This window comes from Aurantibacter sp. UH7 (assembly GCF_056839165.1).
Genome location: NZ_CM166388.1, coordinates 1,585,618 through 1,608,539, shown reverse-complemented (window position 1 = coordinate 1,608,539; position 22,922 = coordinate 1,585,618). Strand labels below are relative to the sequence as shown.

Annotated in this window: 20 protein-coding genes; 18 read left to right on the top strand and 2 right to left on the bottom strand. The window is 34.8% G+C overall.

The window, feature by feature from the left end; translation table 11 throughout:
- Positions 1-35: 35 nt before the first annotated feature.
- A complete protein-coding gene (locus tag UH7x_RS06905; RefSeq protein WP_482362988.1) occupies positions 36-626 on the bottom strand; it encodes a riboflavin synthase in 591 nt (196 codons plus the stop codon).
- A gap of 47 nt (positions 627-673) precedes the next feature.
- Between UH7x_RS06905 and pdxA the strand changes: the two genes are divergently transcribed.
- From pdxA to UH7x_RS06860, 9 genes are all read left to right on the top strand, one after another.
- Positions 674-1,720, top strand: coding sequence for a 4-hydroxythreonine-4-phosphate dehydrogenase PdxA (pdxA, locus tag UH7x_RS06900; protein ID WP_482362987.1), 1,047 nt, complete (start codon positions 674-676; stop codon positions 1,718-1,720).
- Positions 1,721-1,843: 123 nt separating this feature from the next.
- Positions 1,844-2,377 (top strand): YceD family protein, encoded by a 534-nt coding sequence (locus tag UH7x_RS06895; RefSeq protein WP_482362986.1) that lies wholly within the window; start codon positions 1,844-1,846, stop codon positions 2,375-2,377.
- 6 nt (positions 2,378-2,383) lie between these two features.
- On the top strand, positions 2,384-2,581 hold the full coding sequence (gene rpmF / locus UH7x_RS06890; RefSeq protein ID WP_482362985.1) for a 50S ribosomal protein L32: 198 nt from the start codon (positions 2,384-2,386) through the stop codon (positions 2,579-2,581).
- A 207-nt stretch (positions 2,582-2,788) separates the two neighbouring features.
- A complete protein-coding gene (locus UH7x_RS06885) occupies positions 2,789-3,784 on the top strand; it encodes a beta-ketoacyl-ACP synthase III (RefSeq protein WP_482362984.1) in 996 nt (331 codons plus the stop codon).
- A 21-nt stretch (positions 3,785-3,805) separates the two neighbouring features.
- Positions 3,806-4,288 (top strand): acetyl-CoA carboxylase biotin carboxyl carrier protein, encoded by a 483-nt coding sequence (accB, locus tag UH7x_RS06880; protein ID WP_482362983.1) that lies wholly within the window; start codon positions 3,806-3,808, stop codon positions 4,286-4,288.
- A gap of 95 nt (positions 4,289-4,383) precedes the next feature.
- Entirely contained in the window at positions 4,384-5,736 is a 1,353-nt protein-coding gene (accC, locus tag UH7x_RS06875) for an acetyl-CoA carboxylase biotin carboxylase subunit (protein WP_482362982.1), read from the top strand.
- Positions 5,737-5,841: 105 nt separating this feature from the next.
- Positions 5,842-6,954 (top strand): NAD(P)/FAD-dependent oxidoreductase, encoded by a 1,113-nt coding sequence (locus UH7x_RS06870; protein WP_482362981.1) that lies wholly within the window; start codon positions 5,842-5,844, stop codon positions 6,952-6,954.
- 241 nt (positions 6,955-7,195) lie between these two features.
- Positions 7,196-7,831 (top strand): hypothetical protein, encoded by a 636-nt coding sequence (locus UH7x_RS06865; protein ID WP_482362980.1) that lies wholly within the window; start codon positions 7,196-7,198, stop codon positions 7,829-7,831.
- Between the two features lie 25 nt (positions 7,832-7,856).
- Positions 7,857-8,306: a 3-oxoacyl-ACP synthase gene (locus tag UH7x_RS06860; RefSeq protein WP_482362979.1), complete on the top strand. Its 450-nt coding sequence runs from the start codon at positions 7,857-7,859 to the stop codon at positions 8,304-8,306.
- Between the two features lies 1 nt (position 8,307).
- Here UH7x_RS06860 and UH7x_RS06855 read toward each other — a convergent pair whose 3' ends face one another.
- Positions 8,308-8,778, bottom strand: a complete 471-nt coding sequence (locus UH7x_RS06855) for an Lrp/AsnC family transcriptional regulator (RefSeq protein WP_482362978.1) — start codon at positions 8,776-8,778, stop codon at positions 8,308-8,310.
- A gap of 187 nt (positions 8,779-8,965) precedes the next feature.
- Here UH7x_RS06855 and eat point away from each other — a divergent pair, with 187 nt between their 5' ends.
- The 9 genes from eat (at position 8,966) to UH7x_RS06810 (ending at position 22,889) form a co-directional block, all read left to right on the top strand.
- Entirely contained in the window at positions 8,966-10,288 is a 1,323-nt protein-coding gene (eat, locus tag UH7x_RS06850; protein ID WP_482362977.1) for an ethanolamine permease, read from the top strand.
- A 9-nt stretch (positions 10,289-10,297) separates the two neighbouring features.
- The gene (locus UH7x_RS06845) at positions 10,298-11,653 is read left to right on the top strand and encodes a glutamine synthetase family protein (RefSeq protein ID WP_482362976.1); all 1,356 of its coding nucleotides are present in this window, start codon (positions 10,298-10,300) and stop codon (positions 11,651-11,653) included.
- A gap of 34 nt (positions 11,654-11,687) precedes the next feature.
- Positions 11,688-12,830 (top strand): iron-containing alcohol dehydrogenase, encoded by a 1,143-nt coding sequence (locus UH7x_RS06840; protein WP_482362975.1) that lies wholly within the window; start codon positions 11,688-11,690, stop codon positions 12,828-12,830.
- 10 nt (positions 12,831-12,840) lie between these two features.
- A complete protein-coding gene (locus tag UH7x_RS06835; protein WP_482362974.1) occupies positions 12,841-13,578 on the top strand; it encodes a gamma-glutamyl-gamma-aminobutyrate hydrolase family protein in 738 nt (245 codons plus the stop codon).
- 13 nt (positions 13,579-13,591) lie between these two features.
- Positions 13,592-14,959 carry an aldehyde dehydrogenase family protein gene (locus tag UH7x_RS06830; RefSeq protein ID WP_482362973.1) on the top strand — a complete coding sequence of 456 codons (1,368 nt, stop codon included), beginning with the start codon at positions 13,592-13,594 and terminating at the stop codon, positions 14,957-14,959.
- A gap of 394 nt (positions 14,960-15,353) precedes the next feature.
- Positions 15,354-18,542, top strand: a complete 3,189-nt coding sequence (locus UH7x_RS06825) for a SusC/RagA family TonB-linked outer membrane protein (RefSeq protein ID WP_482363587.1) — start codon at positions 15,354-15,356, stop codon at positions 18,540-18,542.
- Positions 18,543-18,552: 10 nt separating this feature from the next.
- Positions 18,553-20,061 (top strand): SusD/RagB family nutrient-binding outer membrane lipoprotein, encoded by a 1,509-nt coding sequence (locus UH7x_RS06820; protein ID WP_482362972.1) that lies wholly within the window; start codon positions 18,553-18,555, stop codon positions 20,059-20,061.
- Between the two features lie 165 nt (positions 20,062-20,226).
- The gene (locus UH7x_RS06815) at positions 20,227-21,804 is read left to right on the top strand and encodes a purple acid phosphatase family protein (RefSeq protein ID WP_482362971.1); all 1,578 of its coding nucleotides are present in this window, start codon (positions 20,227-20,229) and stop codon (positions 21,802-21,804) included.
- Between the two features lie 2 nt (positions 21,805-21,806).
- Entirely contained in the window at positions 21,807-22,889 is a 1,083-nt protein-coding gene (locus UH7x_RS06810) for an alkaline phosphatase family protein (protein ID WP_482362970.1), read from the top strand.
- Positions 22,890-22,922 lie beyond the last annotated feature (33 nt).

Genomic DNA, 22,922 nt, shown 5'->3' with positions numbered 1-22,922 from the left:
TTTGTTATTGACTGAAATGGTATAGATACATCTAGTTATGTTCTAGATAACATCAATTTTGATACGTATTTGCCAATAACATCAAATTCTAAATTAACAACTGTTCCAATTTCATATGCACTGAAACAGGTGTGTTCGAAAGTGTAGGGAATAATTGCTACACTAAAGGTTTTAATACCTGAATCAACTACAGTAAGGCTCACCCCATCTATGGTAATCGAACCTTTTTCAATTGTCACATTATTAAGGGCAGCATTGTATTCCAAAGTAAACTCCCAACTGCCATCTTTTTCTTCTATATTCGTGATAGTTCCTGTTTGATCTACATGCCCTTGAACAATATGACCATCTAATCGTGAACCTAAAACCATAGCACGTTCTAAATTTACTTTTTTGCCAATTTTTAGATGATTTAAATTAGTTTTCTCTAATGTTTCTTCGATAGCGGTTACAGTATAACTGCTATCATCTAAAGAGACCACGGTTAAACAAACACCATTGTGAGCAACACTTTGGTCAATTTTTAAATCTTGAGCAAGAACCGATCCAACAGTAATATGTAGATTTCCACCTTCATTTTTAAGTTCTTTTACTTCCCCTAAAGTTTCAATAATTCCAGTAAACACGTGTCGTTTAAATTAAGTAGTTTTGTGGGGTAAATTTAGTTATTATAATGCACGAAGGCAAAAACATAAAGTTAGGTATTAGCGTAGGTGACCTAAATGGAATAGGTTGTGAAGTTATTTTAAAAACTTTTGAAGATTCGCGAATGCTCGATTTTTGTACGCCTGTAATTTTTGCCTCAAATAAAACTGTTTCTTTTCAAAAGAATAAGCTTGGCATTGAAATCAATTTTAACGGCATACATGAAGCTTCAAAAGCGCTAGATGGAAAAGTTAATGTCGTAAATGTTTGGAAAGAAGTACCCAAAATTGAATTTGGAAAATCGACAGAGAACGCTGGTAAATACGCAATATTATCACTAAAAGCTGCTGTTGCTGCACTTAAAGATGATGAAATTGATGTGCTTGTTACTGCACCAATTAATAAGAATAATATACAAACTGAAGAGTTTAATTTCCCTGGTCACACTGATTATTTAGCACAAGAATTAGAAGGTGATAGTTTAATGTTTATGGTTACCGATGAGTTAAAAATTGGTCTTTTAACAGATCATGTAGCTGTAAAAGATGCTCCTGCAGCAATTAATCCGATTTTAATTCGCACAAAAGTTAGAACTATTGAAAAGTCTTTACAGATGGACTTTGGTATTCGTAGACCAAAAATTGCATTGTTAGGGATTAATCCACATAATGGTGATAATGGTGTAATTGGTAAAGAAGATGATGAGGTTCTTATTCCAGTAATTAAAGAAATGTCAGATGCTGGGCATTTAGTTTATGGTCCATTTGCAGCCGATAGTTTTTTTGGAACTGATAATTATACTAAATACGATGCAATTCTTGCTGCTTATCATGATCAAGGATTAATTCCATTTAAAACGCTTTCTTTTGGTCAAGGTGTTAACTTTACTGCAGGTTTATCCAAAGTAAGAACATCGCCAGACCACGGTACAGCCTACGAAATTGCAGGTAAAGGTGAAGCAGATTTTAGTTCTTTTAAAGAGGCTGTTTTTACCGCGATTAGCATATTTAAAAACAGAAAAGAGTATCAGGAGCTTACCGAGAATCAATTGCAAAAACAAAAAATAAGGCGATAACCTTAGTTTTCTATTTATTTAGCAGTCCTTTGGTTGGCAATTTGTAAAAATATAGTATCTTTGCACCCGCCTGAATGGAAGCATATTATCTTTCGTAAGGTGAATTTTAAATTTTGTGTGGTCATGATGAAGCAAAAGGAGTTTAATGTTCCTTTCTCGGGATTGAAGCAAGGAAAGCACGATTTTGAATTTGAAATTGATAATACGTTCTTTGAATCTTTTGGATACGATGAGTTCAATGCTGCTGATATTAAGTTGCATCTACTGTTAAACAAAACCTCTACAATGTTAGAGCTAGAGTTTGATGGTCATGGCTCGGTAAACGTTAATTGTGATATTACAAGTGAACCTTATAATCAAGAAATAGATTCTCAAATGAATCTTGTGGTTAAATTTGGTGAAACTTTTAATGATGACGACGACGAGATATTAATTATTCCTCATGGCTCCCATCAGGTAAATATTGCGCAATACGTTTATGAAATGTTAGTTTTGGCTGTGCCTCAGAAAAGAGTACATCCCGGTATTGCGGATGGCACTTTAAAATCTGAAGTGTTAGACAAGCTAGAAGAATTACAACCAAAAGAATCAAGAGAGAATAAAGAAGTAAATGATCCCAGATGGGATAAATTAAAGAATTTATTAACTGACAAATAGTCGACAATGGCACATCCTAAGAGAAAAATATCGAAAACCCGTAGGGATAAAAGAAGAACACATTATAAGGCTGTAGCACCTACACTAGCCAAAGATTCTACTACTGGTGAGATACATTTGTTTCATAGAGCTCATTGGCATGAAGGTAAATTATACTATAAAGGCCAAGTTTTAATAGACAAGACAGAAGTAGCAGAGGCTTAATCTTATTATGTTTTATTTTTCGAAATAAAATAAGAAAATAGTGAACCCTATTCATTTATAAATGAGTAGGGTTCTTGTTTTTTATATTTTAAGCATTTGCCTTAGCTATCTATTTTTTTAAAAACTGTTGATTTTAATCTAAAAATGACAAAAATTGAGTATTTTTCACCAATTTCTAGTCGTTTTTGATACAAAAGCATTTATAGTATGAACAAACTCACAGCAGCGATTACCGCTGTAGGATCTTATGTTCCCAAATTTATCATGACCAATAAAATGTTGGAGGACATTGTTGAGACTAATGATGAATGGATAACTAGTAGAACAGGAATTAAAGAAAGAAGAATTTTGAAGCCCGAAGAAGGTGAAGGAACTTCATTTTTAGCTATTAAAGCTGCTCAAAATTTACTGGATAAAAAGAATTTAGATCCAAAAGAGATTGATCTTATAATTGTAGCCACTGCAACACCAGATAGTATGGTAGCTTCAACAGCTGCTTTTGTTGCCTCGGAGATAGGAGCATCAAATGCTTTTGCCTACGATTTGTTGGCAGCTTGTTCTAGTTTTTTGTTCGGAATGTCTAATGCCTCGGGATATATAGCTTCTGGTAAATACAAAAAAGTTTTACTAATTGGGGCTGATAAAATGTCTTCAATTATAGACTATACGGATCGTACCACTTGTATCATATTTGGCGATGGAGCCGGAGCAGTGCTTTTTGAACCTAATACAGAAGGATTAGGACTTCAAGATGAATATTTAAGAGCAGATGGTAGTGGTAGAGCTTATCTAGGAATGGAAGGCGGTGGGTCTATTATGCCTGCAACTATTGAATCTGTTAAGGCTAGAAAACATTTTATTTTTCAGGAGGGCAAAACCGTTTTCAAATTTGCGGTTTCAAATATGGCGGATGTTGCGGAAAAAATAATGGTACGCAATAACTTAAATCACGAAGACGTATCTTGGCTGGTACCACACCAAGCCAATAAGCGAATTATAGATGCGACTGCAAAAAGAATGGGGCTAGACGATAGCAAGGTATTGATGAATATACAGCGCTATGGAAATACGACATCAGCTACTTTACCTTTATTATTGGCTGATTTTGAAAAGAAGTTTAAAAAAGGAGACAATCTAGTTTTTGCTGCTTTTGGCGGCGGGTTCACATGGGGGTCTATATTTTTAAAATGGGCCTACAACTAAATTTTAATAAAACTCAAATTCATGGATATTAAAGAAATTCAAAGCCTAATTAAATTTGTCGCCAAATCTGGTGCCAGTGAAGTGAAGCTAGAAACAGAAGACATTAAGATAACCATTAGAACTGGTGAAGGAATGTCTAGAGGTGAAACAACTGTAGTTCAACAAATACCAATGCCGGCACAACATGTGGTTGGTGCACCTGTACAAGTTGAAACTCAGCAGAGTGCTGCTCCAGTAGCAGAAGCAGTTGCAGAAGATTCTAAATATGTAACAATTAAGTCCCCTATTATAGGTACGTTCTATAGAAAACCTGCTCCAGACAAACCAACTTTTGTTGAAGTAGGTGATACTATCGGACAGGGTGACGTGCTTTGTGTTATAGAAGCTATGAAATTGTTCAATGATATTGAATCTGAAATTTCAGGAAAAATAGTGAAGATTTTAGTTGAAGATTCTTCACCAGTGGAATTTGATCAGCCTTTGTTTTTGGTTGACCCATCTTAAATAAATTTTAAGTGTTGAATGTTAAATGCTATCTATTGTTAGAGGCATTAGCACTTTGTTGAAGGCTTATTACTTAAAATTTAAAACTTTTGAAGATGTTCAAAAAAATATTAATAGCAAATAGAGGAGAGATTGCACTGCGTGTTATAAGAACCTGTAAGGAAATGGGGATTAAAACCGTAGCTGTATATTCTAAAGCAGATGAAGAGAGTTTGCATGTTCGTTTTGCAGATGAAGCTGTATGTATTGGGCCAGCTGCCAGTAGTGAATCGTATTTAAAGATTCCAAATATCATAGCTGCTGCAGAGATTACGAATGCAGATGCAATTCACCCTGGATATGGATTTTTATCTGAAAATTCTAAATTCTCTAAAATTTGTGCTGAGCACGAAATAAAATTTATTGGTGCATCTGGTGAGCATATCGACCGAATGGGAGATAAAGCTTCAGCAAAAGAAACCATGAAAAAAGCCGGTGTACCTTGTGTACCAGGTTCTGATGGTCTTTTAAAAGATGTTAAGGATGCTATGAAAATAGCTAAGAAAATGGGTTACCCTGTAATGATAAAAGCTACCGCCGGTGGCGGTGGTAAGGGTATGCGTGCCGTTTGGAAAGAAGAGGAAATGGAAGACCTTTTCGATAGTGCCGTACAAGAAGCTACAGCTGCTTTTGGTAATGGTGGTATGTACATGGAGAAATTAATTGAAGAACCTCGTCATATCGAGATTCAAGTAGTAGGTGATCAATACGGTAAGGCCTGCCACTTGTCAGAACGTGATTGTTCAGTACAACGTAGACACCAGAAACTGACTGAAGAAACTCCTTCACCTTTTATGACGGATAAGTTGCGTGATGCAATGGGTAAAGCTGCAGTTAAAGCTGCAGAATTTATAAAGTATGAGGGCGCAGGTACGGTTGAGTTTTTGGTTGATAAACACCGCAATTTCTATTTTATGGAAATGAATACACGTATTCAGGTGGAGCACCCAATTACTGAGCAGGTAATTGATTATGATTTAATTAGAGAACAAATACTTGTTGCAGGTGGCGTTCCAATTTCAGGAAAAAATTATATTCCAAAGCTACATTCGATTGAATGTAGAATTAATGCGGAAGACCCTTATAATAATTTTAGACCATCGCCGGGAAGAATTACTACTTTACATATTCCAGGAGGACATGGTGTTCGTATGGACACGCATGTATATAGTGGCTATATTATTCCACCGTATTATGATTCAATGATTGCTAAACTTATAACTACTGCTCAAACTCGTGAAGAAGCAATAAATAAAATGAAAAGAGCTTTAGATGAATTTGTTATTGAAGGAGTAAAAACTACGATTCCTTTTCATCGACAATTAATGGATCACCCTGATTATTTAGCAGGAAATTACACTACTGCCTTCATGGAAAGTTTTGTAATGGATCCAGAACCAGAAGAATAGTCAAAAACTCCGATTTACTTTAATCGGAGTTTTTTTTGCTCATAATTTATAGTAATCGGTTTTTGAAGTACTTTAATTACTGCCTTATAATTGTATTTTAGTACTATGAACTTAAGTTACTGGGAATACAAATCTTGGTTGTCTAATATTGATTATACAATAGTGGGCTGTGGTATTGTGGGTTTAAATTGTGCTCTATTCCTTAAGAAGCGATTTCCCAAAGCAAAAATATTAGTGCTAGAAAAGGGTATTCTGCCACAAGGAGCTAGTACCAAAAATGCTGGTTTTGCATGTTTTGGAAGCCTCTCTGAAGTTTTATCAGATATTAAGAATACATCAGCGGAAGAAGTTTTTCAATTGGTTTTAAAACGTTGGAAGGGGATTCAATTATTACGAGAAAATTTAGGAGATGAAACTATTGACTTTAAGAATTTAGGCGGGCATGAATTGTTTTTGGACAATCAAAAAGAATTATATGCTGAATGTAGTAGTAATTTGAACTTTGTTAATCAACTTTTAAAACCAGTTTTTAAAATAGATGCCTTCGAATTGCAACCGAACAAATTCAAGTTTAAAGGAATATATAACCAGTATATAACGAATGTATTTGAATCTCAAATAGATACTGGTAAAATGATGATGGGATTACTACGTAAAGTACAGCAAAGTGGGGTGTTAATATTAAATAGTATTTCGGTTTTAGATTTTATAGATAATGGCAACCATGTTCGATTAATAACAGACAAATTTGAATTTATTACTAGAAAACTTTTTATCGCAACAAATGGATTTGCATCGCAATTAATTAAGGAAGAGGTAGAACCGGCACGAGCCCAAGTGTTAATAACCAAGCCCATTGATGATTTAAAGATAAGAGGCACTTTTCATTTAGACGAAGGATATTATTATTTCAGAAACATTGACAATAGAATTCTTTTAGGTGGCGGTAGAAAGCTAGATTTTGACAGGGAAAAGACAACTAGTTTTGGTGAAACTGAAATTATTCAACAAAAATTGGAGGACTTACTCTGTGAAGTTATTTTACCAGATACAAAATTTGATATAGACCGCAGATGGAGCGGTATTATGGGAGTTGGAGCAACCAAAAAACCGATAGTGAAATCGATTTCAGATAATGTGCACTGCGGAGTGAAAATGGGTGGTATGGGTATAGCTATTGGAAGTTTAATCGGGAAGGAATTATCTGACATGATTTAGAAATGTTATGGCTTTCGTCGAAAAAAACATTTTTTTTTTCGATAAACGTCGATTCTTCTTATATTGTAGGTCCCCACAAAAAAGGCTCTTTAGAGCCCCTTTTTTCAAATCTTTATTTGAACAGTATTATAAATGCGTTGGTGTTTATATTCTTTGCTAATTTTCTAGTCAAGAAAATAGACTTATACTATTTTATGTACCTGAGAAGTGTTTTAGAACCACACTTCGATGAAAACATTATATGAAAATAAATAAAGTGATAAAGGCTGTTAAACAGTCGATTTTGCTGTTGTTAACAGTGATTTTGGGTAGTTGTGCCGCGACGAAACCTTCCTCAGAAGGAGTTTATGCTGAGGCGTGGCAAAAAGTGCTAAAATCTCAAGCTTGGAAAGATGCACTTGTTAGTGAAGATTCGAATGATAATACTTCGGATCAAGATTTTTATGCAAGTAATGAAGATGATGACGTAATCATCGAAGTTTATACGGCTATAAAGGCAAAGCCAAACTTTGAAGTTAGATACGACGAGTTGGTTAGAACTGCTTATGTTAGAATAATTGCCCAAGCTGAAAAGGCTGATGAAAGATTAGAAAAAGAATATATTCTACGTAATGCAGTGGCGCTTAAAAATGACAAAAAGAAAAGTAAAGAGTTTAATGAAAAGCTTGAAAAAGTAAATCAGCGTTACCATGCACATAGCGAGATGCTTAAAGGCCTAAAATCTTGGAATATTTTCAGTACCTATGGAACCGATGATTTAGAATTCTTTAAAGATGAAAATCAAGGAGTAGTTCAAAATATGTTTCAGCAAGGAAAAGGTGAAGCTGCTGTAATCAACTTTTTGATATATCAATTAGCAGATTTGTATCATTTTTAAGACTCAATGTTTTGTTATAAATCAAATGATTCAGAAAGAAAACTACTATAATTTCTGTCAAACTTTTGTAGAGGAAAGGCTTAGTCGAATTCACATAAACATCGTTTCAATTCAAGATGCATTAACCTCAGAAACCAAAAGTAGTGCAGGCGATAAGCATGAGACTGGTAGGGCTATGCTACAATTAGAACGCGAAAAGTTAGGGCAGCAATTAGCCGAAGCGGAAAAAATGAAGCAAACGCTAGCGAAAGTTACTATTGTTAAATCTACTACGACAGTGCAATTAGGTAGTTGGGTAAAGACTTCAATGGCAAATTATTTTTTAGCGATTTCCGCAGGCGAGTATAAAGACGATGCTACATCTGTGTATTGTATTTCTATTTTAACCCCTATAGCGCAGCTTTTATTAGGAAAGGTAAAAGGTGAGCGTATTCATTTTAATGGAAATGAGATTACAATCGTTGAAGTTGTATAATTTATTGAATAATAGACAAAGGCAATCGAGTCGAATTAATAACCTCTTTCATCACAAAATAGCTCTCCATTTGACTGATGTTTTTTATGGTTGCTAATTTTTTAAAATTGAATTCGTGATAGCTGTCTATATCTTTCGTAATCACTTTTAATTGAAAATCAAAGGCCCCTGTTACATGTAAACATTCTATTACTTCTGGAAATTTCTTTATCTCGTTCATAAACGAAAGGGCACCTACTTCTGAATGTTTTTCAATTTTTATCGAAACTAATACCATAACATTCAATCCTAACTTTTTTCGATTTAATAGAAAGACTTTTTTCTTGAGTAATGAAAGCGCTGTTAGTTTTTTGATTCGTTCATAAACAGGGGTCAATGTTAAATTGGTAGCAAGTGCTATTTGCTTGTTATTAATATTCGCATCCTCTTGTAATAAATCTAAAATTTTAAGGTCTTTGCCGTCCAGTTTCATGAGTAGTATATTTAGCCTAAATAACATTCTTCGTGATGATGTTTTTAGAAGTATATTCCTGTATTTTGTAATTATATGTACATAATTAACTAAAAAAATGAAAAACTAGGTTTTATATTCTAAAAAATTTTAATTTCAGGTATTATTCAACTGTCACGATGTTTGTGATATTGATAAACCAACCGAAATGAGCCAAACCGACCAACCCAAATTAAAAAAAGTACTGAGTCCTTTAATGTTGTGGGGGTTAGGTGTTGGATATGTAATATCGGGAATGTATTTTGGATGGAATTTGGGTCTCGCTGAAGGCGGTACATATGGTCTTGCAATTGCTACCTTTTTCATCATTATAATGTACGTTACGTTTACCTTTAGCTATACCGAAATGGCTTGTGCTATTCCTAAAGCTGGTGGCGCATTTGAATATGCAAATAGGGGTCTCGGTAAACACTTAGGCTTTCTTGCGGGAATTACTCAAAATATAGAATTCGTTTTTGCGCCGCCAGCCATAGCTGCAGCAATTGGCGCTTATTTGAACCTACTCTATCCCTCTGTAGATTTAATGGTTTTCGCCATAGGAGCGTACGTAATTTTTACCTTAATTAATATACTTGGTGTAAAACTCGCGGCTACTTTCGAATTGGTAATTACAGTGTTGGCTATTATCGAACTTTTAGTATTCGCTGGGGTTACTTTGCCCGAATTTGAATGGGCAAATGTTCAATCTAATCCATTGCCAAATGGTTACGCTGGTATTTTTGCTGCCATTCCTTTCGCTATTTGGTTTTTCTTGGCAATAGAGGGAGTTGCAAATGTTGCTGAAGAAGCTATAAATCCACAACGAAGTATATTAATTGGTTTTGGTTCGGCGATTCTAACCTTGGTTATATTATGTATTCTCACTTTTGCCTCAGCAGTTGGGGTGGCAGGTTGGGAGGCTGTGGTATATCCCGCGGGTAGTGACATTGCCTCAGATTCACCATTACCATTAGCTATCTCCTATGTTGTGTCGAGCGACCATATTTTATACAAGCTTTTAGTGGGTATCGGACTTTTAGGTTTGGTAGCTTCTTTTCATGGAATTATCCTCGCTGGTGGCAGATCAACTTTCGAATTTGGTAGAGTTGGTTATGCTCCTAAATTATTGGGCTCAATTCATAAAAAGTTTAGAACTCCTGCGAATTCCCTTATTGTAAATATGCTCGTAGGTATAATCGCCTTATTTACTGGTAAGACAGGTGAGATTATTACCATTGCCTGTTTTGGAGCATTGGGACTTTATATTGTATCAATGTTTTCGTTTTTTGCGCTTCGTAAAAAAGAACCAGAGCTTAAACGCCCGTTTAAAGTGCCTTTATTTCCACTGTTTCCTATTACTGCACTGATAATAGCTATAATTGCTTTTATTTCAATGACGTATTACAATTTTAATATTGCATTAATTTTCATTGGTATAATTGGTGTTTCATATCTGTATTTCTTACTTTTTCTCAATCATAAAATGAAATAAAAGGAGACCATGGATAAAAATGAAATTATTTTAAGAATACAAGAAAGCGGTCATGATAAAATAAAACTGGCCATTGCGGATATCGATGGTGTTTTACGTGGTAAATACATGCACAAAGACAAGTTTATTGCCGCTTTAAAAGATGGATTCGGATTCTGTTCTGTGGTTTTTGGATGGGATATGGATGACCTTTCCTATGAAAGTGCTAAAGTTACTGGTTGGCATACCGGATATGGAGATGAAAACGCTTATATCGATTTGAATACTTTTCGAACAATTCCTTGGGAAAGAAATACACCGTTATTTTTAGCTGATTTTTCGAATGAAAAAAAGAGTCTTTCCGTATGCCCTCGAAGTTTACTAAAAAAGGTAATTGCAGAAAGTGAAGATTTAGGTTTTACTGCAATGTTTTCTCAAGAATTTGAATGGTTTAATTATAAAGAAACATCAACTTCTATAAACGAAAAGAATTTCAAAAATCTACAACCCCTTACTTCTGGAATGTTTGGGTATTCTATGTTGAAATTATCAGAGAACTCTGAATTCTTTCAAGACCTTTTCGATTTGTTAGGAGAATTTAATGTTCCATTAGAAGGATTACATACTGAAACGGGCCCGGGAGTAACAGAAGCAGCAATTCAATATAGTGGTATTCTAGAGGCTGCTGATCGCGCAGTTCTGTTTAAAACTGCAGCTAAGGAGATTGGACATAAACATGGTATAGTACCTAGTTTTATGGCAAAACCTAGCAGTGATTTACCTGGTTGTAGTGGTCATGTACATCAAAGTCTATGGGATTTGAATAAGAAAACCAATTTGTTTTATGATGGGAATGCAAAGGATGGAATGAGCGCCGTAATGCGAAGCTTTCTTGCAGGCCAATTACTTTGTCTTCCAGAAATATTACCCATGTTTGCGCCAACTATAAATAGTTATAAACGTTTAGTTGAAGGAGCTTGGGCACCAACAACCATTACTTGGGGCCACGATAATCGAACCACAGCATTAAGACCTTTAGTAGGCTCCGCGAAATCTACAAGAATAGAACATAGAGTAGTGGGTTCTGATACTAATCCTTATTTGGCAATGGCAGCTTGTTTAGCAAGTGGATTATATGGAATAAAGCATAAGCTAGAACTTACTATTGAGCCGACCGTTGGTAATGGATATCTAGACTCTAAAAATGGAAAGTTGCCTTCAAATTTATTGGAAGCTGCTATAAAAATGAAAAACTCAGTAATTGCAAAAGAGATTTTTGGTGAAGAGTTTGTAGATCACTATACATATACCCGTGAATGGGAATGGAAGCAATTTGCTGCTTCTGTTACCGATTGGGAAACCAAACGATATTTTGAAATTATTTAAATGACGATTGTTAATAAATTTAAATAGATAAAAATTGAATAAAACATATACTTATAATTTTCCAACTCCAATTCGTTTCGGGAGCGGTGTTATTAATGAACTGGCAGATTATTTAAAAAGCCATAATCTTAAAAAGCCTCTTTTTGTAACAGATGGTACAGTAGCTGAATTGTCCTTTTTTAAAAAAATAAAGAATGATGTAGAAAAAGCTGGTTTGAGTGTTGAAGTATTTACTGAAATGCACAAAAACCCACTTAAATCTGACGTTCTTAAAGGTGGTGATGCGTATCATGATGCTAAGTGTGATTGTATTGTTGGTATTGGTGGTGGTGTTGCATTAGATGTTGCTAGAGCCATTGTACTTCGAGTTAATCATAAACGTGACCTTTTTGATTATGACGATTTAATAGGTGGTGACAAATATGTTACTGAAGATGTACCTCATTTTATAACAGTACCAACAACTTCAGGTACAGGTAGTGAAGTCGGTAGAAGTGCAATTATTTCTGAAGATGAAAGCAAAAAGAAAAGAATTTTGTTTAGTCCAAAGTTAATGGCAAAAATTGTATTTGCTGATCCTATGTTGACTATGGAACTTCCTGGTTTTATAACAGCAGCTACAGGTATGGATGCCTTAACACATAATATGGAAGCGTATGTTGCAAAAGGCTTTCACCCAATGTGTGATGGAATTGCCCTTGAAGGAATTGCTTTGATTGCACAATCATTAGAAACTGCTACAAAAAATCCAGATATAGAATCGCGTTCAAAAATGCTCCTAGCATCACTAATGGGTGCTGTTGCGTTTCAAAAAGGTTTAGGAGTAGTGCATAGTTTAGCACACCCATTATCTAGTGTGTTTGATACCCATCACGGTTTAGCAAATGCAATCAATTTGCCGTACGGAATGGATTTCAATTATGAGGGTTTTGAAGATCGTTTTGATAAAATAGCGGTTGCTTTAGGTCTTGGATCTAATGACGGCAGTAATGTAGTGTCTCACTTATTTGAGCTAAATGAAAAATTAGGACTTCCTACTAAGCTTTCCGCTATAGGTGTTAAAGAAAAAGATATCGATGAACTTTCAGTATTAGCTGTTGCAGATTTTTGTCATCCAAATAACCCCAAACCGGTGGCATTAGGAGATTTTAAGACGTTATATAAAACGGCACTTTAATAAAATAGAAATGATAAAAATTGGTATTTCTTCTTGTTTTATGTACCCGGATAAAGAGCGAACGGTGTTTGGGATGAAATCTTTGAGCTATATAGAAAATGATATGGCTCGGTATGTTACACAAGAAGGTATTCTTCCGGTTTTAATACCAGATGTGGATGACTCTTATTTGGAAGCAATTTTATCTGAAGTTAGCGGTATTGTTTTACAAGGTGGTAGTGATTTGGCGCCAGAAACGTATGGTGAAAAGCCAATTGGTAGATGGAAAGGTGATGCGCATCGAGACCAATATGAATTAAAAATCTTGGATTTTGCAATTAAAAATTCTTTACCGGTTTTAGGAATTTGTCGTGGATTTCAATTGATGAATGCCTATTTCGGCGGTACACTTTATCAAGATCTCGGCACGCAATTGCCTACCGTAAATGACCACAGGTCTGCTGAATTGTACGATACTATTAAGCACCCAATTCAGATAGTCAACGCTTCTTTTTTTGAAACGCTTTATACTGATGCTAAAAATCCATATGTAAATACGGTGCATCATCAAGCAGTGAAAGATTTAGGCAACGACCTTACAATTTATGCACATAGTGATGATGGATTAATTGAAGCTTTCGGTTACAATAAAGAACCCGATGGTAAGGTAATGGGAGTGCAATGGCATCCGGAATTTTCGAATACTTTAAAAGGAGAACTCATTGACCATAATATTTTATACAAGGCCTTTTTAAAACACGTAAAATAAATTCAAATTTGAAATGAAAATTAAGAACCCGGCAACAAATCAAATTATAGCCGAACTGCAAGAGAACAATCCACAAGAAGTGAATAATCTATTGGAAGTTCTACGAAGCGGACAAAAAGAATGGTCTCAGCGCTCTGTTGGTGCACGTTTAGAGTGTATTGTTAAGTTTGGTGAACTTATACAAAAAAACAAAAAAGATTTAGCCGCTATACTTACAAATGAAACCGGGAAACCATTGCAGCAATCGTTGAATGAAATTGTTGGCGCACAGAATAGAATAGACCATCTAATTGGCAATGCTGAAAAATGGTTAGCCGATGAGGTTTTAGTCAATTCTGGCGCAACTCATGAGAAAATAGTTTATGAGCCATTAGGAGTTGTTGCTAATATTTCAGCTTGGAATTTCCCTTACAATGTAGGCTATAATGTTTTCCTGTATGCTTTGGTCGCAGGTAATGCTGTGTTATATAAACCTTCAGAATTTGCCAGTCTAACAGGTAAACAATTCGAAAAGTATTTATATGAGGCAGGTGTTCCTGCAAGTGTTTTTAAATGTGCAATTGGTGATGGAAAATTAGGACAAGAAATACTTGAATCAGATTTTGATGGATACTTTTTTACAGGATCTCATGCTACCGGTCAAAAAATAGCAAAAACTGTAGCGCCAAAATTAGTACCCTTACAATTAGAATTAGGTGGTAAAGATCCGCTCTTTGTTGCGGAAGATGTACCCGATATAAAAGTTGCAGCGGTAAATGCGGCAGAAGGTGCTTTTTATAATAATGGGCAAAGTTGTTGTGCGGTAGAACGTATTTATGTTTCTGAAGTAATTTATGATGAATTTGTTGAATGTTTCGTTGAAGAAGTTGCATCGTATGTCATTGGTGACCCCAAGGACTCCAGCACATTTATTGGGCCATTAACTAGGGAGCCACAGCTAGTTGTTTTGCAAAATCAGGTAAGTGATGCCCTTGAAAAAGGTGCTGTCTTAAAAACTGGCGGGAAAGCTATTGATAGTGAAGGTTATTATTTTCAACCAACTGTTTTGGTCGATTGTAATCATGAGATGAAGGTGATGAAAGATGAATCATTTGGACCAATAATCGGCATACAGAAAGTTAAAAATGATGCTGAGGCAATCACTTTAATGAAGGACACAGAATATGGTTTAACATCCTCAATTTTCACTTCGAATGAAAACCGAGCCATGCAAGTTCTACAGGAGATGAATACAGGTACTGTTTATTGGAATTGTTGTGATCGTGTTAGTCCAAATGTACCGTGGTCTGGAAGAAAAAATTCCGGTCTTGGAGCTACATTATCATCACAAGGTATCCGTGCTTTTGTACAACCAAAATCGTATCATTTGAGGGCGTTATAAATTTTTTGAATAAAAATAACATGAGTAATTATAAACGTAAATATTTTCTTTTTAAGAGTATTCTAAAAAGTAAATATTATCATTTGCCAGGTAGTACTTAACTTTTTCATTTTTCAAATGATATAAATTCATGATATGAACTGACTCAACGCTGTATCTATCGAAATTATCTCATTTTCAATTTTTGTTAAACTTCCCTCTTATAGAACCTAGACAGTTTTAGTTACATGAGCATTTCTCAAATGCTTAAAACTGCTGATGACTTAAATCAACTTTACAACCTGTTTCTTTAATAGTTTATTGGTGTTTTAATAACACTAACAAAACCTTTAAGGGTGTATTTCTAGGCATTTTTGTCTGATAAATAATAAACCAAAATCCAGTATTAATGAAAATGAAAAAAATATTGTTAACTCAGATTCTTATACTTTTTATAGGAATCGTTGCGCATGCCCAAACAACATTTTCGGGCCAAATTTTAGACGAGAACAACAACCCATTGCCTGGGGCTTCTGTTGTAATTAAAGGAAGTACAACTGGCGTAGCCGCCGATTTTGACGGTAATTTTCAAATAGAGTTGTCGGACACCGATGAGGTACTTGTTGTAACCTATATCGGATATCTTTCTAAAGAGATTAATGTGGTAGGAAAATCTACTATGACTGTAGCCTTGCTACCAGACTCTCAAGAATTAGAAGAAGTAGTAGTTACTGCACTTGGTATAACACGAGCAGAAAAAAAATTGGGTTATGCCACACAACAAATGGATGTTGAAACCATAGAAGAGATTAAAGCTCCTAATGTAGGTAGTTTATTTACCGGACAAGTAGCAGGTTTATCTGTTACGAATCCAACAGGTCTTTTTCAATCGCCTTCGTTTTCTTTACGTGGTAAAACACCTTTAATAGTTGTTGATGGAATTCCTGTAGATACAAATTTTTTCGATTTGTCTTCTAATGATATCGGTAACGTTAACGTGCTTAAAGGAACAACTGCATCCGCTTTATATGGATCTAGAGGTAGAAATGGAGCAATTTTAATAACCACAAAAAATGCGAAGAAAGATGGACTTGAAGTGTCTGTCTCTCATAATATGATGGTTACGACAGGTTTTACTGTTTTTCCAGAAACACAAACGGAATACGGTAATGGTTCAAATGGAAAATATGAATTCTGGGATGGCCAAGATGGGGGTGTTTCAGATGGAGATATGATTTGGGGGCCTAAATTCGGTACAGGCCAAATGATAGCACAATGGAATAGTCCAATCCTTGATAACGTAACTGGTGAAACCACGCCATGGTGGGGTGATGTTGCTGGAACACAATACGATGATAAATCTCGTTATTCAAGAGTTCCGATTCCATGGGAGTATCACAATAACTTAGATGATTTTATGGAAACAGGAAGTATTTCAAATACTAATTTTTCTATTACCCAACGTGGTGAAAAAGGTTCTTATAGAATTTCAGGAACTTATGCTACTCAAAAAGACAGGGTGCCTAATGCAAGTTTGAAAACTGGTGCTTTAAACTTTAAAGCTACTACGTTACTTACCGATAAGTTGACACTAGATACTAAGTTGGCCTACAATAAGGTGTACTCACCCAACTATCCTAGACATGGTTATGGTCCGAAAAATCATATGTATACTATTTTAATTTGGATGGGAGACGATGTAAACGGACAGGAGCTTAAAGAACATTTATATGTGCCAGGACAAGAAGGATATAGGCAAGCAAACTGGAACTATGCATGGTACAACAGTCCCTATTTTGCAGCGGAAGAATTAAATCAAAAGTATGATGCAAATGTCATTAACGCTCAATTAAAGTTAAACTACAAATTAACAGAAGACTTTAATTTACAAGCTAGAGGGTCTGCAGTGGTAAAGGATATTTTTGAAGATCGCGAAAGTCCAAAAACATATTTAAATTATGGAGACCCAAGAGCGGGTGATTATAAAACATGGAATACTGGTACGCTTACTGTTGATTATGATTTATTAGCAACGTATAAAAAGGAATTTAGCGACAACTTTGGTTTTGATATTAATGCAGGTGCATCTTCGCACTACACTAATTATCAAAATGAATATAATGCAACAGACGGCTTAATTGCTCCATTTGTTTACAGTTTAAATAATACTAGTGGTAATATAAAAGGAACTACATACTATAACGAAAAAGCAATCAATAGTATTTATGCAACCTTAGGAGTTGATTTTTATAATGCGCTGTTTTTAAACTTTTCTGCACGTAACGACTGGTCTTCAACTTTACCAGAAGAAAACCGTTCTTATTTTTACCCATCAGTTTCCGCTAGTTTGGTAGTATCTAATATTGTAGATATGCCGGAAGGTATAGATTATCTAAAAGTTTTTGGTTCATGGGCAGAGGTGTCTAGTGATCTTTCTCCATATCAACTGTCATCTTATTATAGTAATGGAGGGTTTTTTGGATCAAGTCCGAGACTATATTATTCTAATGGCTTAGTTAACCCTCTTATAGAACCTCAAAAATCGGCATCATTCGAATTAGGAACTAGCGCTTCATTTTTGAAAGGAAAGTTTAAACTAGACTTCACTTATTATAATACCATAGATACAAATCAGATTATTGATTTACCAGTGTCTATTGCGTCAGGATTTAGTGAGCGTAAAGTAAATGGTAATGAGTATACCACCAATGGTTTTGAAGTAGCATTAAACTTTTCGCCAATTAGAAATAATAATTTTAATTGGAATGTAAACCTTAATTGGTCAAAATATGTAAAGAAAATTACAGCTATTTACGATAATCAAGATGCGTATGGGAATTTGAAGCTTAATGAACGAGCTGATAGTTACTACGGAACTGTTTGGCAAAAAGCTCCTGATGGACAATTGATTATTAATGATAATGGATTACCAATACGTGATAATTTTCAACAGAATTTAGGTCATTTCAATCCAGATTGGCAATTAGGTTTTTTAAACAATTTCAAGTATAAAAATTGGGGATTAGATGTTGGAATTGATGGCGTTTGGGGAGGTATTTTTAACTCAACCACAGTAGAAAAAATGTGGTGGGGTGGTAAGCATCCAAATTCTACAACTTATAGAGATGAAGAATATGCTGCAGGTGTGCCGGTTTATACACCGGTTGGCGTAAATGTAGTTAGTGGAGAACTTGTTCAAGATATTAATGGTAACACGGTTTCAGATTCACGTGTTTTTCAGCCGAATACAACTAAAGTGAGTTGGCAAACATGGGGGCAAAATTACCCTTATAGAGCACGAGTAACTGAAGATGAAAATGAAGAATTTGCAAATGTCTTTGAACGTACATTTTTTAAGTTGCGAAGTGTTTCTTTGAAATATGATTTTACAGAAGTGCTAAATATAAAAGGAATTTCACATTTAGATGTTTCACTAAATGGATACAATCTTTTTATTTGGAAAAAGGCACCAATAGTTGATCCAGATTTTGGAACTGGTAGATCAGAAGGAGATCCGACTCCGGATGCACAGTATGGAAACGAAAATAATTTGCAAGATCCATCATCCAGGTTTTTAGGCATGGGTGTTAATATGAAATTTTAATTCCAAAAAAATGAAAAATATAAAGATAACATCCGTATTAGTATCACTAATATTATTGACTTTAGGCGCTTGTACTAAAGATTTAAGCGAGATAAATGAGAATCCAAATAACGTAAGTGAAACCCATCCACAGTTATTACTAACCGAAATTGCCTATGATGCTTTTAAAGTAGAAGGAACAGGAGCTATGTATGCCAGCAGAATGTTAGTACAAACTGATGGAGAGAATAACGGCCAGTATTACAATTGGGACCGAGGCAGTTTTGGTGAGTTTGATAATTTACGTGACATCACCAAAATGTACGAAGAAGCTGAACGAATAGAAAGTGACACCTATATAGCAATAGCTAAATTTTTTAGAGCGTATTATTTTTATAGGTTAACGATTACTTTTGGCGATGTGCCTTATAGTGAAGCCTTACAAGGTGAAACAGCAAATATTTATGAGCCGGTTTACGATACGCAGAAACAGGTTTTTCAAGGAGTTTTGAAAGAGCTTGAAGAGGCAAATGCACTGTTGTCTGGTGATACAGAATTAGTAGATGGCGATATAATTTTTAATGGTGATGCGACCAAATGGCAAAAACTAATTAATTCTTTTCGTTTGAAAGTTTTAATTACACTATCTAAAAAAGAATCTGATTCAGATTTAAACATTCCAGCAACATTTGCTTCAATTTACAATAGTCAACCAATTATGACTTCACTTGAAGATAATGCGCAATTGATTTTTGTTGATCAAGATGGTAGCCGTTATACACAATTTAATAGTAGTAGTTATGGCTCAGGTATGTATATGGATTCCACTTTTATACAACGTTTGCAAGACCATAAAGACCCACGATTGTTCTTGTATTGTAGTACAACTAAAAATGCTAAAGAAGCTGGTTTATTAGATAATGATTTTGCTGCTTATGAAGGAGGAAATCCTATAGCACCATATGCAGAAGTAAACGATAAAGCAGCTGCTGGCGATGCATCCAAAGTTAATTCTAGATATACCGATGATCCAGTTGCAGAACCACACAATGTATTAGGATTTTGGGAACTAGAATTTATTATTGCAGAGGCAGCTAATAGAGGCTGGATAACTGCAAATGCCAAGGAACATTATGAGAATGGTATTAAAGCAAATTTTGCTTTTTATCAAGCTTATGCTAAAGATGCAGCAGGAGCAAATGATTACGCATCATTCGTAAATGAAAGCGCTGCTGAGGCATATCTTTTAGAAGATTTGGTTAACTGGGATAATGTTACCTCACCTGAAGAACAATTAGAGTTAATAATTACTCAAAAATATTTCACTTCTTTTCATCAAACAGGTTGGCGTATGTATTTTGATCAGTTACGAACAGGTTATCCTGAATTCTTGATACCAGCTGCCGGTACACCTCCGACGCGTTGGATTTATCCTCAAGATGAATACATTCAGAATACTGCCAATGTTTCAAGTGCAATTGAAAGCCAATTTGGAGCAGATAATGACGGTATCCGACAAGTGCCTTGGTGGTTACAATAAATCTAAATTGGGCAAAAATATATTGGAATTAGGTCAATTTCAATAAATAAGGTTGACCAGAGAATGGTAAATTGTGTAATGAATTAATTATATGATTAGTCATTTTTTTTTCTGGTCAACTTTTATATATCCAGTATTAAATATCCTTATAATTAAAATTTAAATATGAATTGTCGTGTAGTTTTGTTTTTAGTGTTTTTAAGCGTTTGCTTTCAGTCAATAGCCCAAGAAATTCAAATTAAACCCTATATCCAAGATGTAGAACCTAATTCTGCAATTGTGATGTGGCAAACATCGAAAGGAAAAGAGAGTATCGTGGAATGGGGTACTAGTCCTAAATTGGGTAAAAAAGCTATTGGTACTTCTGAAGCAATTAATTTTGACGAAGTACAAGTGCATACCGTTAAGATAGAAGGTTTAGAACGCTTTACAGAATATTATTATCGCGTGCGAACAGGAAAAATTCGTTCCGATATATTTCAGTTTAAAACATCACCTTTTTCAGATGATGGTGAAGATTTTAAGTTGGTGGCAATGAGCGATATGCAATATGATAGTAATCAACCAGACAAATTTAGTGAAGTTGTAAATGAAGGTGTTCTTGGTTATTTGGAAAAAGAATTTGGAGGTGCCCTGCCCGATAATCTTGCTATGGTGTTGATTCCTGGAGATTTAGTGGAACGTGGTTCGAAATTTTTTCAATGGAAAGAACATTTTTTTAATCCTGCTGAAAAATTATTTTCTGAAGTGCCGGTATATCCTGTTCCAGGAAATCATGAACGTAATTCAGTTTATTATTTTAAATATTTTAGTCTACCTGAGAATGGTACACCTGCTTATGCAGAACATTGGTGGTATAAAGATTATGGAAACACAAGAGTTATTGGTTTAGATTCTAATGATGGTTATCGTAGTTTATATGAACAATTAGATTGGCTAAAGAAATTACTTTCTGATACAGAGAAAGATGAAAATATTGATTTTGTTTTTGCACAATTACATCATCCATTTAAATCAGAATTATGGATTCCTGGTGAGGAAGATTTTACTGGAAAAATTGTAAAGGAACTCGAACAGTTTTCAACTAAAACGGGCAAGCCAAGCATTCACTTTTTTGGACATACACATGGGTATTCTCGAGGTCAATCAAAAGATCATAAACATCTTTGGATTAATGTTGCTTCTGCAGGGGGAGCAATAGATAATTGGGGAGAATTTGAGGGAAAAGATTACGATGAGTTTACAGTTACCCAAGATGAATACGGATTTGTAATGGTTTCCATTGATGGTAACCGAAATGATCCAAAATTTACCATAAAACGAATTAGCCGTGGGAATACAAATGTTTATCGCGAAAATGAATTAACCGATAGTATTACGGTTTGGCGAAAAGAACGTAAGCCTAGTTCACCAAATGCTATATCGCCTGTAGGGGTGACTGTTGATGTGACAAATGTGATTTTTAAAGCTGACGAATTTAAGAGTTCTCATTCAGGTACATTTCATGCAGCATCACATTGGCAAATATCAGAATCTGAATCTTTTGAAAAACCTGCTTTTGACAGATGGAAACAATATGAGAATTGGTATTACAAAGAAAATCGTCAAAAAAATGACGACTTATCAGATGAAAAAATTAAACGCCTAAAAGCAAATACAAATTATTTTTGGCGTGTACGTTATCGAGATCAAAATTTAAATTGGAGTGATTGGTCGGAAGTTAAAAACTTTAAAACAAGATAATAATGAAAATTCGCTTAGCATTTTTTGCTCTAATAATGACATCTTCTTTTGTGGTTAAAGCTCAAGAATCTAATAATACAAAGGTTGTATTAATTACTTTGGATGGATTTCGCTGGCAAGAACTTTTTAGTGGAGCTGACCCGCTATTAGTAGCTAACAAAAAATATGTGCACGATACTACCAATTTGAAATCTAATTTTTGGAGAAAAACTGCCGAAGAAAGACGTAAAATACTTTTGCCTTTTATATGGTCGAAAGTAGCGGAAATCGGTCAAATTCATGGCAATCGTAATTTGGGTAGTAAAGTTAATTTGTTGAATAAAATGATGTTCTCTTATCCTGGGTATAATGAGATTCTTACAGGTAAACCAGATGATGAAAGAATTGATAGCAATGATAAATTTAATAATCCGAATAAAACATTTTTAGAAATTGCAAATAATAAAACGAGGTATCGTGGTAAAGTAGCTGCCTTCGGAAGCTGGGATGTTTTTCCTTATATCGTAAATGAAAATCGCTCCGGGGTACCCGTAAATGCGGGATTTGAAATCGCAAGAGGCCCAAATTTAACGGATAGAGAGAAGTTTTTGAACATATTACAACCGAAAATTCCAAGCCCATGGGGTACAGTTCGTTTGGATGCTTTAACCCATTATTATGCGTTGGAAACAATGAAAAAGGATCATCCAGAATTAGTATATATTGCCTATGGTGAAACAGATGATTTTGCACATGACGGAGAATATGATGCCTATTTAAAATCTGCTAATTCCACTGATACCATGATTCAGGAACTTTGGAATTTTACACAACAAGATTCTTTCTATAAAAACAATACTTTGTTTATTATTTCTACTGATCACGGTAGAGGTACAAATCCTTTAGATACATGGCGAAGTCATGGGGACGATATAAAAGGAGCAGAAGGTGTATGGCTTATCTTGTTTGGTAAAGGAGTTTCTAAAAAAGGTGAAGTGGTAACTAAAGAGCAATTAAATAGTAGCATGATTGCACCAACTATAATTAATGCCCTTGGATTAGAAATTGATACCAAATTAATGAAAGAGCACCCGATTAAATTCTAATTATAATAGTTTCATTACATATAGTTAACAGTG

Coding starts and splice junctions, on each gene's coding strand:
- pdxA (WP_482362987.1), top strand. CDS start 674: ATGCACGAAGGCAAAAACATAAAGTTAGGTATTAGCGTAGGTGACCTA.
- UH7x_RS06895 (WP_482362986.1), top strand. CDS start 1,844: ATGATGAAGCAAAAGGAGTTTAATGTTCCTTTCTCGGGATTGAAGCAA.
- rpmF (WP_482362985.1), top strand. CDS start 2,384: ATGGCACATCCTAAGAGAAAAATATCGAAAACCCGTAGGGATAAAAGA.
- UH7x_RS06885 (WP_482362984.1), top strand. CDS start 2,789: ATGAACAAACTCACAGCAGCGATTACCGCTGTAGGATCTTATGTTCCC.
- accB (WP_482362983.1), top strand. CDS start 3,806: ATGGATATTAAAGAAATTCAAAGCCTAATTAAATTTGTCGCCAAATCT.
- accC (WP_482362982.1), top strand. CDS start 4,384: ATGTTCAAAAAAATATTAATAGCAAATAGAGGAGAGATTGCACTGCGT.
- UH7x_RS06870 (WP_482362981.1), top strand. CDS start 5,842: ATGAACTTAAGTTACTGGGAATACAAATCTTGGTTGTCTAATATTGAT.
- UH7x_RS06865 (WP_482362980.1), top strand. CDS start 7,196: ATGAAAATAAATAAAGTGATAAAGGCTGTTAAACAGTCGATTTTGCTG.
- UH7x_RS06860 (WP_482362979.1), top strand. CDS start 7,857: ATGATTCAGAAAGAAAACTACTATAATTTCTGTCAAACTTTTGTAGAG.
- UH7x_RS06855 (WP_482362978.1), bottom strand. CDS start 8,778: ATGAAACTGGACGGCAAAGACCTTAAAATTTTAGATTTATTACAAGAG.
- eat (WP_482362977.1), top strand. CDS start 8,966: ATGAGCCAAACCGACCAACCCAAATTAAAAAAAGTACTGAGTCCTTTA.
- UH7x_RS06845 (WP_482362976.1), top strand. CDS start 10,298: ATGGATAAAAATGAAATTATTTTAAGAATACAAGAAAGCGGTCATGAT.
- UH7x_RS06835 (WP_482362974.1), top strand. CDS start 12,841: ATGATAAAAATTGGTATTTCTTCTTGTTTTATGTACCCGGATAAAGAG.
- UH7x_RS06830 (WP_482362973.1), top strand. CDS start 13,592: ATGAAAATTAAGAACCCGGCAACAAATCAAATTATAGCCGAACTGCAA.
- UH7x_RS06825 (WP_482363587.1), top strand. CDS start 15,354: ATGAAAAAAATATTGTTAACTCAGATTCTTATACTTTTTATAGGAATC.
- UH7x_RS06820 (WP_482362972.1), top strand. CDS start 18,553: ATGAAAAATATAAAGATAACATCCGTATTAGTATCACTAATATTATTG.
- UH7x_RS06815 (WP_482362971.1), top strand. CDS start 20,227: ATGAATTGTCGTGTAGTTTTGTTTTTAGTGTTTTTAAGCGTTTGCTTT.
- UH7x_RS06810 (WP_482362970.1), top strand. CDS start 21,807: ATGAAAATTCGCTTAGCATTTTTTGCTCTAATAATGACATCTTCTTTT.